Annotated in this window: 10 protein-coding genes and 1 pseudogene; 6 read left to right on the forward strand and 5 right to left on the reverse strand. The window is 69.8% G+C overall.

Features of this window, described 5'->3' with window-relative positions:
• Positions 1-162: 162 nt before the first annotated feature.
• Together AB0924_RS12045 and AB0924_RS12050 are read left to right on the forward strand one after the other, a co-directional pair.
• On the forward strand, positions 163-1,989 hold the full coding sequence (locus AB0924_RS12045; RefSeq protein WP_366911300.1) for an AMP-binding protein: 1,827 nt from the start codon (positions 163-165) through the stop codon (positions 1,987-1,989).
• Positions 1,990-2,118: 129 nt separating this feature from the next.
• Complete coding sequence (locus AB0924_RS12050) at positions 2,119-2,955, forward strand: aldo/keto reductase (protein WP_358927892.1); 837 nt, start codon at positions 2,119-2,121, stop codon at positions 2,953-2,955.
• A gap of 72 nt (positions 2,956-3,027) precedes the next feature.
• Here the strand turns inward: AB0924_RS12050 and AB0924_RS12055 are convergent, their stop codons facing one another.
• A complete protein-coding gene (locus tag AB0924_RS12055) occupies positions 3,028-3,639 on the reverse strand; it encodes a hypothetical protein (RefSeq protein WP_366911301.1) in 612 nt (203 codons plus the stop codon).
• A 187-nt stretch (positions 3,640-3,826) separates the two neighbouring features.
• On the opposite strand from AB0924_RS12055, the gene AB0924_RS12060 reads away from it, so the two are divergent.
• Complete coding sequence (locus AB0924_RS12060; RefSeq protein WP_366911302.1) at positions 3,827-4,555, forward strand: glycoside hydrolase family 75 protein; 729 nt, start codon at positions 3,827-3,829, stop codon at positions 4,553-4,555.
• Positions 4,556-4,582: 27 nt separating this feature from the next.
• Here the strand turns inward: AB0924_RS12060 and AB0924_RS12065 are convergent, their stop codons facing one another.
• The 4 genes from AB0924_RS12065 to AB0924_RS12080 all read right to left on the reverse strand — a co-directional run bounded on the left by AB0924_RS12065 (position 4,583) and on the right by AB0924_RS12080 (position 9,720).
• Positions 4,583-5,284, reverse strand: coding sequence for an SDR family oxidoreductase (locus tag AB0924_RS12065; protein ID WP_358927886.1), 702 nt, complete (start codon positions 5,282-5,284; stop codon positions 4,583-4,585).
• 90 nt (positions 5,285-5,374) lie between these two features.
• The gene (locus AB0924_RS12070) at positions 5,375-6,271 is read right to left on the reverse strand and encodes a class I SAM-dependent methyltransferase (RefSeq protein WP_366911303.1); all 897 of its coding nucleotides are present in this window, start codon (positions 6,269-6,271) and stop codon (positions 5,375-5,377) included.
• A gap of 147 nt (positions 6,272-6,418) precedes the next feature.
• The gene (locus AB0924_RS12075; RefSeq protein ID WP_366911304.1) at positions 6,419-8,200 is read right to left on the reverse strand and encodes a glycoside hydrolase family 6 protein; all 1,782 of its coding nucleotides are present in this window, start codon (positions 8,198-8,200) and stop codon (positions 6,419-6,421) included.
• 29 nt (positions 8,201-8,229) lie between these two features.
• Entirely contained in the window at positions 8,230-9,720 is a 1,491-nt protein-coding gene (locus tag AB0924_RS12080; RefSeq protein WP_366911305.1) for a cellulase family glycosylhydrolase, read from the reverse strand.
• Between the two features lie 263 nt (positions 9,721-9,983).
• Between AB0924_RS12080 and AB0924_RS12085 the strand changes: the two genes are divergently transcribed.
• The 3 genes and pseudogenes from AB0924_RS12085 (at position 9,984) to AB0924_RS12095 (ending at position 13,523) form a co-directional block, all read left to right on the forward strand.
• Entirely contained in the window at positions 9,984-12,899 is a 2,916-nt protein-coding gene (locus AB0924_RS12085; RefSeq protein ID WP_366911306.1) for a glycoside hydrolase family 48 protein, read from the forward strand.
• A 129-nt stretch (positions 12,900-13,028) separates the two neighbouring features.
• A pseudogene (locus AB0924_RS12090) lies at positions 13,029-13,298 on the forward strand (xyloglucanase); the annotation flags it as partial.
• On the forward strand, positions 13,296-13,523 hold the full coding sequence (locus tag AB0924_RS12095) for a cellulose binding domain-containing protein (RefSeq protein WP_366911376.1): 228 nt from the start codon (positions 13,296-13,298) through the stop codon (positions 13,521-13,523). The pseudogene AB0924_RS12090 and the gene AB0924_RS12095, both read left to right, overlap by 3 nt.
• Positions 13,524-13,567 lie beyond the last annotated feature (44 nt).

Genomic DNA, 13,567 nt, shown 5'->3' on the forward strand with positions numbered 1-13,567 from the left:
CCCTTACCCATGTGAGGGTATTTTCCGGTCGTCGGCGGGTAGGACTGCGAGGTTTGCTCGTTTTCCGCGCCCCTCCCACCGGGCTGACGGGTGGGGTAGCTTTCACGGCGCTGTGCGGAGCATCGCGCGCGTGACCGAAAAGTAAGGACGGGGAGCGAGGGATTGCACGAGTTCACCACCCCTCCATTGACGTCGGCGCCGCCCGTGGGCGGACTGGCCGACGCCGTCTTCGAGCGTGCCCGGACCGACCCCCTGCACGTGGCGCTGGGCCGCAAGGACGAGTCCGGGCAGTGGCGGGACGTGACCTCCGCCGAGTTCCGGGACGAGGTCCTCGCCCTGGCCAAGGGCCTGCTCGCCCGGGGCATCCGGTTCGGCGACCGGGTCGCCGTCATGTCCCGCACCCGCTACGAGTGGACTCTGTTCGACTTCGCGCTGTGGACGATCGGCGCGCAGGTGGTCCCCGTCTATCCGACGTCCTCGGCGGAGCAGTGCTTCTGGATGCTGTACGACGCCGAGGTGACGGCGGCGATCGTGGAGCACGAGGACCACGCGATGACCATCGCCACCGTGATCGACCGGCTGCCGCAACTGCGTGAGCTGTGGCAGCTCGACTCGGGCTGCGTGCAGGAGCTGTACGACGCCGGCGCCTACCTGGACGACGAGGTGGTGCACCGGCACCGGCAGGCGATCACCCCGGAGTCGGTCGCGACGATCATCTACACCTCGGGCACGACCGGCCGCCCCAAGGGCTGTGTGCTGTCCCACGGCAACCTCATCTACGAGGCGGACACGGTCATCCGGCGCTGGGATCCGGTGTTCCACACCAAGAAGGGCGACGAGGCCTCCACCCTGCTGTTCCTGCCGCTCGCGCACGTCTTCGGCCGGATGGTCGAGGTCGCCACGATCCGCGGCGGGGTCCGTCTCGGCCACCAGCCGCAGCTGCACGCGGCCGCCCTGCTGCCCGACCTGCAGGCTTTCCGTCCGACGTTCATCCTCGCGGTGCCGTACATCTTCGAGAAGGTGTTCAACTCGGCCCGGCGCAAGGCGGAGAAGGAGGGCCGGGACGGGCCCTTCGAGAAGGCCGTCGACATCGCGGTGAAGTACGCGGACGCCGTCGAGGCCAAGGCATGGGGCACCGGCCCCGGCCCGTCGGCCGGTCTGCGGATGCAGCACCAGCTCTTCGACAAGCTCGTGTACTCCAAGGTGCGTGCGGCGATGGGCGGCCGCATCCGCAACGCCATGTCCGGCGGCTCCGCCATGGACCGGCGGCTCGGCCTGTTCTTCGCCGGCGCCGGGGTGCAGATCTACGAGGGCTACGGTCTGACCGAGTCCTCGGCCGCCGCCACGGCCAACCCGCCCGAGCGCACCCGCTACGGCACCGTGGGGCAGCCCATTCCGGGTGTCACCGTGCACATCGCCGACGACGGCGAGGTCTGGCTGCACGGCGGCAACGTGTTCCAGGGCTACCTCAACAACCAGAAGGCCACCGACGGGACCCTGCACGACGGCTGGCTCGCCACCGGTGACCTCGGCGCGCTGGACGAGGACGGCTATCTGACGATCACCGGCCGCAAGAAGGAGATCCTGGTGACCTCCGGCGGCAAGAGCGTCTCCCCGGGGGTACTGGAGGAGCGGGTGCGCGAGCATCCGCTGATCAACCAGTGCATCGTCGTCGGCAACGACCGGCCGTACATCGCCGCCCTGGTCACCCTCGACCAGGAGGCCGTCGAGCACTGGCTCCAGATGCGCGGCAAGCCCCGGCTCAGTCCCGCGCAGCTGGTGCGCGACCCGGATCTGGAGACGGAGGTGCGGCGGGCCGTGGTCGCCGCCAACACCCTGGTCTCCCAGGCCGAGTCGATCCGCACCTTCCGCATCCTGGCGCAGCCGTTCACCGAGGAGCACGGCCTGCTGACCCCGTCGCTGAAACTGAAGCGCAAGGCCATCGAGAAGGCGTACGTGGGCGAGGTCGAGGCGCTGTACCAGGCCTGAGGGGACGCCGCGGGCCGGCGGCACCGGCAGGATTTCCCGGGCGCCAATAGCGCCGTCAGGAATGCATCGGGGCACGTGATCGTTGACGATGGTGTAACACCTGTCGACAACCGAAGGATCAACGAGCTCGTGAGCAGCAAGGTCCCCCCGATCATCCTCAACAACGGCGTCGAGATGCCCCAGCTGGGCTTCGGCGTCTGGCAGGTGCCGGACGACGAGGCCGAGCGGGCCGTCGCCACGGCCCTCGAGGCCGGGTACCGCAGCATCGACACAGCGGCGATCTACGGGAACGAAGAGGGCACCGGCAAGGCCATCGCCGCCTCCGGCCTGCCGCGTGAGGACATCTTCGTCACCACCAAGCTCTGGAACAGCGACCAGGGGTACGACTCCACGCTGCGCGCGTTCGACGCGTCGCTGGAGAAGCTGGGTCTCGACTATCTGGACCTGTACCTCATCCACTGGCCGCTGCCGTCCCGGGACACCTACGTCGACACCTACAAGGCGTTCGAGAAGCTGTACGCCGACGGCCGGGTGAAGGCGATCGGCGTCTCCAACTTCCTTCCCGAACACCTGCGCCGGCTCATCGCCGAGACCTCGGTCGTGCCGGCCGTCAACCAGATCGAGCTGCACCCGCACCTGCAGCAGCACCAGCTCCGCGAACTCCACGCGGAGCAGGGCATCGCCACCGAGGCCTGGTCGCCGCTCGGCCAGGGCAAGGGCCTGCTGGAGGTGCCGGCGATCGTCGCCATCGCACAGAAGCACGGCCGTACTCCGGCCCAGGTCGTGCTGCGCTGGCACATCCAGCTCGGCAACGTCGTGATCCCGAAGTCCGTGACGCCGTCGCGGATCAAGGAGAACATCCAGGTGTTCGACTTCAGCCTGGACGACGAGGACCTCGCGGCCATCGGCGCGCTGAACGAGGACCGGCGTCTCGGCCCGGACCCGGCCACGTTCGACCTGGGCTGACCCTCGCACGGTGAACGGCCGTCCGCACCGCCGCGTGGGCGGGGCGGACGGCCGTTTCCCGGACCCGCGTATTCAGCCGAGGCGCACGTCCGCGTGTACGACCTCGAACTCCTCCAGGCTCACGACGCTCACTCGCGCCTTCGCCACGCCCTCATGGCGGGCCGCCGCCTGGCCGGCCCGGGAGGCGGCCATCGAGGCGCGGTCGACGAAGAGGGTGCCGACCTGGCCCCGGCCCCGCTCCCGGTCGATGAGCAGGGCGGCCCGGGCGAGGCCCGGCAGGGTCTCCAGGCGCGGGAGGACGGTCGCGCGGAAGGTGTCCACGAACTGGCCGGCGTCCGCCGGATCGAATTCCACCCGGGAGACGCGCAGCCCGCCGCCCATGCGCGGCACCTGCAGCGAGCGGTGGACGGCCGCCTCGAGGTTCTCCACCGCCAGGGTGCCCGCGAACGGCTCCAGGAGCGATTCCCTGTGCTGCCGCATCACGGTGTCGCTGTTGTCGCGCGCCTCCTCGGAGGACCACCAGCTCACCGCCAGCAGCTTGCCCAGTTCGTGGTCGGTGAAGACGCCGGCCCCGAGGTAGCCGGGGCGCTCCTCGAGCAGTTCCCGTCCCTCGGTGTTCAGGGCCCGGACCGCCGTGTCGATCTTCGCCGGGTCGCCGGTCACGTAGACGGTGCGCACGAACATGACATCTCGCCTCCGCGTGCCCTGTGGCCTCAAGCTTCGACATGAACCAGTCTTCCGTGTGAGGCAAAACGCCGCAAAACCGAACACAACGCCGACTCTCGCACAGAGACTTGACGAGGGCATGCGCATGCGCCACCTTGTATCGCACCCGGTAAGGAAACTTTCCTAACAGAAGGGTCCCCCCACAGTGCGCCTGCGTTCACTGACCCTCGTCGCGGCCTCCGGGGCCGCTCTCCTCGCCGCCGGAGTGCTTCCCGCCCACGCCTCCGGCCCCACCCCTGTCGACCCGGACGGCACCGGCCCCGGCGCCCCGCCGGCATCCGTCCAGGAGGGCAGCGTCAGTGCGTCCGACCTGCTCGCGAAGGTGACGTCCTGTTCCCAGATCTCGAACGGCAAGTACCGGACCGACGAGGAGAGCTCGGCGACGGTCCCCGTGTGCGGCAAGAACGGCGCGGTGTTCTGGAAGGCCGACATGGACATCGACTGCGACGGGCAGCGGACCACCAACTGCAACGAGGACCGCGACCCCTGGTACCAGGACGACACCGCGTTCCACCAGTCCGACGGCAAGCCCCTGAAGGCCGAGTCCCTGCCCTACGTGGTCGTCCCCAGCTCCAGCAGCGTGTGGAACTACTCCGGCGCCGGCATCAAGGGGGGCGGCGTGGTCGCCGTCATCTACAACGGCAAGGTCGAGTACGCCGTCGTCGGGGACACCGGCCCCACGGCGATCATCGGCGAGGCCTCGTACGCCACCGCCAAGGCGCTCGGCATCGACCCCGACCCGGCCACCGGCGGGGTCGACTCCGGCGTGACGTACATCCTGTTCAAGAACTCCAAGGTCTCCCCCATCGAGAGCCACAGCGCGGCCGTCTCCCTCGGGGACCAGTTGGCCAGGCAGTTCCTCCAGAGCAACTGACCGTCATCACATCACCTTCGGAGCAGGTCAGTTGGGCTGTCCCAGCGGACGTACGACGACGGTGTTGACGTCGACCCCGGCCGGCTGTCGGATCGCCCAGACGATGGAGCCGGCGATCTGCTCCGCGGTCAGCAGCCGACCCGGGGGCAGGCTGCCGTAGCTGTCCCAGAAGGGCGTCTCGACCCGGCCGGGGGCGACCAGCGTGACCCCGATGCCGAACTCCGTGACCTGGCGCCGGGTGTTCTCGGCGAGCCCGGTGACCGCCCACTTGGTGGCGCCGTAGAGGTTGCCGGGCGTGGGCACGAAACCGGCGACGCTGCCGACGAGGACGATCCGGCCGCCGGTCTCCTTCAGCGCGTCGACGGAGGCGCGGATGAGGAGAGCGGGGCCGAGGACGTTGGTGAGGACCATCTCGGTCCAGCCGGCCGGGTCGCCGTCGGCGACGGAGTCGTGGGTGGCGAAGCCCGCGTTGGAGACGACCGTGTCCAGCCGGCCGAATTCCTCGACCGTGCGGTCCACCGCGCTGCGCACGTCGTCGTAGGAGGCCGCGTCGCCGGCGACCGTCAGCAGCCCGGCGGGGTCGCCCAGGCCTTCGGCGAAGTCCCGCAGCTTCCGCTCGCCCCGCCCGGTGACGGTGACCCGGTGCCCGGCGTCCAGCAACTGCCGGGCCACCGCGGCGCCGATGCCGCTGCCACCGCCGGTGATGAGCGCGACCGGAGAGTCGTACATGGTTTCCCCCTGGGATGTCGGTGAACGAGGGGAGTCCATCACTTGGAGCGCTCTCCAGGTCAAGCCCCGTCACCGCGGAACGCGCCGGGGCTACACGGGCCGGACCGCGCGGTGCACCGTGTGGGCCGCCAGGACGAACACGTCCGGGCGGTGGTGGACGCTGCGCTCGTCGGCCGGGTCGAGGAGGCGGTCGAGGGTGGCCCGGTCGTCGGCGTCGAGGGCGTCCGCGTAGATGTCACGGCTCCTGCTCAGGACGTCGACGACGTGGGCGCGGACCCGGTCCGGGACCGGGGCGGGCAGGTCGAGCAGGAAGGTGCGGGTGCCGGTGTGCTTCAGGCCGGCGGCGGCCAGCAGGGCGGGCCAGTCCTCGGTCTCGGCGACGGCGCCCGGCAGCTCGGCCCGCATCGTGGCGAACCGGTTCTGCTGCACGACGTCGAGACGTGCCTGCAGTCCGGGGCGGCCGAAGCCGATGTCGCGGGGCAGGTAGCGGGGGGCCAGGCCGCCCTCGAGGATGGCCAGGGTGCCGCCGGGCGCGAGCCGTTCCGCGAACGCGGTGAGCGCGGCCCGCTGGTCGCCGAGGTGGTGCACGCTGCGGCTCGCCCACAGCAGGTCCGCCGGGTACTCCAGGTCCCGCAGCGCGCCGGGCAGCTCACCGGCGAGGGTGCCGAAGCGGTCGCCGTAGCCGAGACGGGCGGCGCGGGCCCGGGCGTGCTCCAGCAGCGGCTCGGAGCTGTCGGCGGCGATCACCCGGGCGCCGGGGAAGGTCTCCGCGAAGAGGCCGGAGAGCACCCCGGGCCCGCTGCCCGCGTCGACGACCAGGCCGGGTTCGGTCACCTCCTTGCTCAGCCAGGCCAGGGCCCGGGAGTACGCCGGTGTGGACACCTCGGCCTCCGTCTCCAGCATCGCGGCCATCGCACCCCAGTCGACGTCGCCGCCGTGGTGGTGGTCCTGGTGCGGGTGGTGGTGGCTGTGGTGTTCGTGTGCCATGGGTTCGGCCTCCTGGGCGCTCTCGTCCGGATGCGGACAGCCTGCGCCGGGACGCGGGGCCGGGGCCAGTTGTGTTGCCGGTGCCGCAAAAAGGGATCCGCCGGGTCGCGGCCGGTGAGGGCCCCGCCCCGGCGGACGCTCAGCCGGTCAGGAGAGCGGCGGGTATGCGTTCTGCATCAGCTGCTGGAACTGGCCGGAGAACCAGTGCCCGGCCAGCGGCGCGTTCCCCAGGGCGCCCGTGGGGTTGTTGCCGTTGCGTGCGTTGCCGCCGTAGGTGGGGTCGCACATCCGGTCGAAGCCCTTGCCCTCGTCGTTGCTGACGGCGGAACTGGAGCCGTCCGACTCACCCGGGGGCTTGACCCAGACGTAGGCGTCGATGCCGGCGGCAGGCGCCGCGGTGGGCCGCTCGCCGAGTCCTGCCCCGCTCTGGTTGCACCAGTTGCCGGCGTGGATGCGCCGGTCGATCCGGCTGCCGTTGACGTAGTCGTCCACGGAGGTCAGCGGGCCGGACTTGGTGGGCCGGGCGGTGCCGCCCCAGCCGTTGCGGGAGGTGTCGATCAGCATGCCGAGGCCGGAGTTGAACCCGGACGCGACCAGTTTGTCCCGCAGCGCCTGCGCGAACGACTGCTCGTCGACGTACTGGTTCCAGTCCACCCACTTCGACTGGCGCACGGTCTGGCCGTTCACCGAGTCGGTGACCTTGAAGTACGGCTCCTTGGTGGCGCTGTAGTTGGCGGTGTTGACGATGAACCCGGCCACGTCGTTCACGCCGGCGCCGTTGCTGGTGGCGACCTTGTAGAACTCCTGGACCGTGGGACCGAGGTTGGAGTCCCAGCCGAGCCATGCGTGGTGGCCGGCATCGATGTAGTTGTAGACGTTCGCGATGGCGCCCAGCTTGCCGAGGGCGTAGCTGACGCCCTTCTCGTAGTTGCCGTTGGCCTTCATGGTCGCGCAGGCGTCGGTGCTGCCCGCGGTACCACCTGCGTTGGTGACCAGGTTGGGCAGCGAGTCGGGCTCGATGACCGTGGCGATCCGCAGGCCCGCGTACTTCGAGTCGGACAGGATGGAGGCGATCGGGTCGATGTACTGGCTCTTGTACTTGTCGAGGTCGTTCGGCCCGAGTTCACCGTTGGAGGCCAGGGCGGAGCAGTCACGGCCCGGGAGGTCGTAGATGACCAGCTGCACGACGAGGTCGCCGGAGCCCTTCTGCTTCAGGGCCGCGTCCAGGTGGGCGCGCAGGCCCATGCCGCCGTTCACCCCGTTGATGGCGGCGATCCGGTCCAGCCAGACGGCGGTGGGCTGGTTGGAGATGCGGCTGCCGCCGGGTTCGGCGGCGGCGAGGGCCGACCACTCGGGGTTCACGTACACCTTGGCCCCGGTGTAGGGGTTGTCGACGCGGCTGCCGGTGCCACCGCCCGTGTCGCCGCCGGTGCCACCTCCTGTGTCACCGCCGGTGCCGCCGCCCGTGTCGCCGCCGGTGCCGCCGGTGCCGCCGCCCGAGCTGCCGCCGTCGTCGACGTTGCAGGTGACCCCGTCGAGGGTGAAGGTGGCGGGCACGGCGTTGGTGCCGCTGTAGGTGCCCTGGAAGCCGAAGCTGACGGAACCGCCGTTGGCCAGCGCGCCGTTGTAGCTCTCGTTTGCGGCGGTGACGGCGGCGCCGCTCTGGGTGACCTTCGCGTTCCAGGCGCTGGTGACCTTCTGGTTGCCGGCGTACGACCACTTCACCGACCAGCCCGACTTGGCGGCGGCGTTGTTGGTGACGGTGACGTTGGCGGTGAAGCCGGTCTCCCACTGGTTCTGTATCTGGTAGGCGACGGTGCACGGGACGGAGGTGGCCGCGGCGCCGGCCGGTCCGGCGACGAGCGCCGTCCCGGAGGCGCCGGCGACCAGCACCAGGGCGGCGAGCAGCGAAGTTCTGGTAGGACTCATGAGTGCGGGTTCCTTCTTCCGTGGTGCCGTTACGGGTTGAGGGCGCGCAGGTGGTCGCGCAGGCCGGCGCCGTACGCGGTGGGTGTGCCGTCGTAGCCGGAGATCAGGGACGGTCCGGAGGAGCAGTCCCAGGTGTTCCAGGTCCAGCCGAGGTAGGACAGGTTCCGGTCGTCGAACCACTTCATGACCTGGTCGGTGAACCCGTGCGAGCAGTTGTTCTCCCCGATCTCACCGGCGATCAGCGGCACCTGGGCCGCGACCGGGGCGAGGGTGGAGTTCCAGCAGCTCTCGCCCGCACAGGTGTTGAAGTTGTACACGTGGTACGCGGCGGCGAGATTGCCCGCCGGGTCGTCGGGCCGGTACGTCAGCCACTGGCTGAGGTCGTTGGAGTAGGCGAGCCCGCCGGCCAGGATGACGTTCGTCGCGCCGGCGCCCCGGATGCTGTCCACCATGTCCTGCATTCCGGCCACCTCGTAGGAGATGCCGGGGCAGGTGCCGCCGTCCCGCCAGCACTTCCAGGCGTCCGTGGTGCTGGAGGTCGCCCGGTCCGGGTACGGCTCGTTGAACAGGTCGAAAACGGCCGCCTTGTCGTCCTTGAAGGTACTGGCGACCGAGGCCCAGAAAGACGGTGCGTAACTCTTGTCGGGCATCGGCTTCTGGCAGGTGGCGTGCACGTCGGAGCAGCCCGCCGAGTTGCCGGTGTACCGGCCGTAGGACCAGTGCATCTCGACGATCGGCGTCATGCCGTGCGCCTCGACGCGGGCCACCAGGTCCTTGACGGCGTTGATGTAGTTGGCGCCGCCGTACTCGGGCTTGACGTTGGAAAGGCCCAGCCAGCACTCCTCGTTGAGCGGGATGCGGACCGAGTTGGCCTTCCAGTCGGCGATCGCCTTGATCGCCGCGTCGTCCACCGGGCCGTCCCAGATGCCGTAGCCCTGCACGCACATGAACTCGCCGCCGGAGCGGTTCACGCCGAGCAGCCTGCGGGTCCTGCCGGCCGCGTCCACCAGTTTGTTGCCCGAGACGTGCAGGGCGGGCGCGGTGCCGTCGGACGGCGGTGGATCGGTCGGGGGCGGATCGGTCGGCGGGGGTGTGCTCGGTTCGGAAGTCACGTTGCAGGTGGTGCCGTTGAGCTTGAACGCCGTAGGCACGGCGTTGCCGCCGGACCAGGAGGCGAGGAACCCGGCGCTGACGCTCGCGCCGGAGCCGAGACCGCCGTTCCAGCTCTCGTTGGACGCGGTCACGGTGGTGCCGGACTGGGACCACTTGGCGTTCCAGCCCTGGGTGACCTGCTGGCCGGCCGCGAAGTCGAAGGTGAGCTTCCAACTGCTCATCGCGGCCTGATTGTTCGTGATCTTCACGGAGCCCTGGAAGCCGTTGTCCCACTGCCCGGTGACGGCGTACTCCGCCGTGCACGCGGGTGTGGCTCCCTCGGCCGTGACCACCGGGACGAGCACGCCGCCGAGCAGCGCGGTCGCGCCGGCGACGGCTAAAAGTACTGAACGCGGGGGGTGTCGCATGAGCGACTCCTTGCAGCTTGGCGCGCCGTGACGGACGCGTCGACTGAACGGAATCGCTCCCACTGGTGCGTTGGAAGGTAGCGGCAAGTGACGTGCCTGCACAGGGGAGTTGAGGAATTTTTTCGGGAGTGGACCTGTCGAATCATTTCGACTCTTCAAGCACCTTGACCGCTCCCGGGGTCATCCTCACTATGGGAGCGCTCCCACTGGTTCAAGCCTTGACATCCCCCCTCGAGCCGCAAGCGCAAGGAGGAACCAGCACCATGGATCCCGGACGCAGACGCAGAGCCGCGCGGCGATGGTGGACCGCCGCCCTCGCAGCGCTGGCCCTGCCCCTGACGATGCTCGCCACCGGCACCACAGCCGCGCACGCGGCGGGCGTCCAGTGCAGTGTCGACTACAAGACCAACGACTGGGGCTCCGGTTTCACCGCCGACCTCACCCTCACCAACCGCGGCACGTCCGCGATCGACGGCTGGACCCTGACCTACGGCTACTCCGGCAACCAGAAGCTGAGCAACGGCTGGAACGGCAGCTGGTCCCAGTCCGGCCAGACGGTCACCGTGAAGAACGCCTCGTACAACGGCACCATCGCCGCCGGGGCCGCGGTCTCCACGGGCGCCCAGTTCACGTACAGCGGGACCAACACGGCGCCCGCCTCCTTCGCGGTCAACGGCACCACCTGCGCCGGCGCGCACCAGCCGCCGGTCACCGTGCTGACCAGTCCCACCGCGGGCGCGACCTACTCGCAGGGGACCGCGGTGCCGCTCGCCGCGACCGCCGCGGCGGCCGACAACGCGACGATCGCCAAGGTGGAGTTCTACGACGACACCACGCTGCTGGGCACGGACACCAGCGCGCCGTACTCGCTCTCGGCCTCAAGCTTGACCGTGGGCAGTCATTCACTGGTGGCGAAGGCGTACGACAGCCTCGGCGCGTCCGCCGAGTCCACACCGGTCGGCATCACGGTCTCCTCGGGGCCGGCCGTCGTCGCCTCGCCCACGCAACTCGGCGTCCAGCAGGGCAAGACGGGCACCTTCGACGTGAAGCTCTCCACGCAGCCGAGCGCGAACGTGACGGTGGGCGTCGCCCGCACGGACGGCAACACGGGTCTGTCGGTCACCGGCGGCTCCTCGCTGACCTTCACGCCGGCCAACTGGAACACGGCGCAGAAGGTGACCGTCACCGCCGACTCGTCCGGCACCGGCAGCGCCACCTTCACCGCCTCGGCGACCGGCCACACCAAGGCGACGGTCACGGTGACGGAGCTGGCCGCGTCGAAGGCGTACGACGCCCGGTTCCTGGACCTGTACGGGAAGATCACCAACCCGGCGAACGGCTACTTCTCCCCCGAGGGCATCCCGTACCACTCGGTGGAGACGCTGATCGTCGAGGCACCCGACTACGGTCACGAGACCACGTCCGAGGCCTACGGCTACCTTCTCTGGCTGCAGGCCATGTACGGGAAGGTGACCGGCGACTGGTCCAAGTTCAACGGTGCCTGGGAGATCATGGAGAAGTACATGATCCCCACGCACGCCGACCAGCCGACGAACTCCTTCTACAACGCCTCGAAGCCGGCCACGTACGCGCCCGAGCAGGACACCCCGAACGAGTACCCGGCGAAGCTCGACACGGGCGTGTCGGTGGGCCCGGACCCGATCGCCGGTGAGCTGAAGAGCGCGTACGGCACGGACGACGTCTACGGCATGCACTGGATCCAGGACGTCGACAACGTCTACGGCTACGGCGACGAGCCCGGCAAGTGCGAGGCCGGACCGACGGCCACCGGGCCGTCGTACATCAACACCTTCCAGCGCGGTCCGCAGGAGTCCGTCTGGGAGACGGTCCCGCAGCCGACCTGCGACGCCTTCAAGTACGGCGGCGCCAACGGCTATCTGGACCTGTTCACCGGCGACTCCTCCTACGCCAAGCAGTGGAAGTACACGGACGCCCCGGACGCGGACGCGCGCGCGGTGCAGGCCGCCTACTGGGCCGACGTGTGGGCGAAGGCGCAGGGCAAGGGCGGTGACGTCTCCGCGACCGTCGCCAAGGCCGCGAAGATGGGCGACTATCTGCGGTACGCGATGTACGACAAGTACTTCAAGAAGATCGGCAACTGCGTCGGTCCGTCCGCCTGCGCGGCCGGCACCGGCAAGGACGCCTCGCACTACCTGCTGTCCTGGTACTACGCCTGGGGCGGCGCCGCCGACACCAGCGCCGGCTGGGCCTGGCGGATCGGCTCCAGCCATGTGCACGGCGGCTACCAGAACCCACTCGCCGCGTACGCCCTGAGCAACTACGCCGACCTGAAGCCCAAGTCGGCGACGGGCGCGGCCGACTGGGGCAAGTCGCTCACCCGGCAGCTCGAGTTCTACCAGTGGCTGCAGTCGTCCGAGGGCGCGATCGCGGGCGGCGCGACCAACAGCTGGCAGGGCCGGTACGCCGCCCCGCCGGCGGGCACGCCGACGTTCTACGGCATGTACTACGACTGGCAGCCGGTCTACCACGACCCGCCGTCCAACCAGTGGTTCGGTTTCCAGGCGTGGTCGATGGAACGGGTCGCCGAGTACTACCAGCAGACCGGCGACGCGAAGGCCAAGGCGGTCCTCGACAAGTGGGTCAAGTGGGCGCTGTCCAAGACCACGGTCAACCCGGACGGCACCTACCGGATCCCCTCCACCCTCCAGTGGACCGGTCAGCCCGACACGTGGAACGCGTCGAGCCCCGGCACCAACAGCGGACTCCATGTGACCGTCGCCGACTACACCGACGACGTCGGCGTGGCGGCCGCGTACGCCAAGACGCTCACCTACTACGCCGCCAAGTCCGGTGACACGGCGGCGAAGTCGACGGCGAAGGCGCTGCTGGACGGCATGTGGGGCAACTACCAGGACGGCCTCGGCATCGCCGTCCCCGAGACCCGCAGCGACTACAGCCGGTTCAGCGACAGCCTGTACGTGCCGAGCGGCTGGAGCGGCAAGATGCCGAACGGCGACACCGTCAACTCGTCCTCGACCTTCTCCTCGATCCGGTCCTTCTACAAGAACGACCCGGCCTGGTCGAAGATCGAGGCCTACCTCAAGGGCGGCGCCGCACCCGTCTTCACGTACCACCGTTTCTGGGCCGAGGCGGACATCGCCCTGGCCATGGGCTCGTACGCGGAGCTGCTCGAATAGGTCCCCGCTGATGCTCCGCGTGCACGGCCCCGTCACAGGACGACGGGGTCACCGGGCCGGGCGGTGCCCATCCGCGAAAGGGGGCCGCCCGGCCGGCACATTCCCAGGTCCTGCACTGCCGGCGCTGGCCGGCAGCACCCCGGCACCGTCATGGCCACCGCCTACAGCTCCTGGTGGCCGGACACCCAGATCCTCCGCTCCACGGACAGCGGCGCGAACTGGACCAGGGCCTGGGACTTCACCTCGTACCCCGACCGGTCGAGCCGCTACACCATCGACGTCTCCAGCACCCCCTGGCTGCCCTTCGGCGCACACCCCTCCTCGCCCGAACAGACGCCGAAGCTGCGCTGGATGACGGAGAGTCCGGAGATCGACCCGTTCGACTCGTCCCGGATGATGGGCGTGAGCGGTGGCGGCGGCCGCCGACGGCAGCCGGCTCGTGTGGAGCCCGAAGGGCGCCGGCGTGCAGTATCGGGCACCTCGGTGACCGCGAAGAACCTGAGCTGGAACGGCACGGTTGCGGCGGGCTCGTCGGTGAGCTTCGGCTTCACCGGAAGCCGGTCGGGGACCAACACGGAACCGGTGTCGTTCAAGCTGGGTGACCGGACTTGCACGGTGACCTGACGGGACCGGCGCCACACGCCCGGGGACGGCGATGCAACGTTTCG

It is taken from the genome of Streptomyces sp. NPDC047869, from assembly GCF_040704065.1.
In the GTDB taxonomy this organism is placed as follows: domain Bacteria; phylum Actinomycetota; class Actinomycetes; order Streptomycetales; family Streptomycetaceae; genus Streptomyces.

Coding starts and splice junctions, on each gene's coding strand:
- AB0924_RS12055 (WP_366911301.1), bottom strand. CDS start 3,639: ATGTTCGTGCGCACCGTCTACGTGACCGGCGACCCGGCGAAGATCGAC.
- AB0924_RS12065 (WP_358927886.1), bottom strand. CDS start 5,284: ATGTACGACTCTCCGGTCGCGCTCATCACCGGCGGTGGCAGCGGCATC.
- AB0924_RS12070 (WP_366911303.1), bottom strand. CDS start 6,271: ATGGCACACGAACACCACAGCCACCACCACCCGCACCAGGACCACCAC.
- AB0924_RS12075 (WP_366911304.1), bottom strand. CDS start 8,200: ATGAGTCCTACCAGAACTTCGCTGCTCGCCGCCCTGGTGCTGGTCGCC.
- AB0924_RS12080 (WP_366911305.1), bottom strand. CDS start 9,720: ATGCGACACCCCCCGCGTTCAGTACTTTTAGCCGTCGCCGGCGCGACC.
- AB0924_RS12085 (WP_366911306.1), top strand. CDS start 9,984: ATGGATCCCGGACGCAGACGCAGAGCCGCGCGGCGATGGTGGACCGCC.
- AB0924_RS12095 (WP_366911376.1), top strand. CDS start 13,296: ATGGGCGTGAGCGGTGGCGGCGGCCGCCGACGGCAGCCGGCTCGTGTG.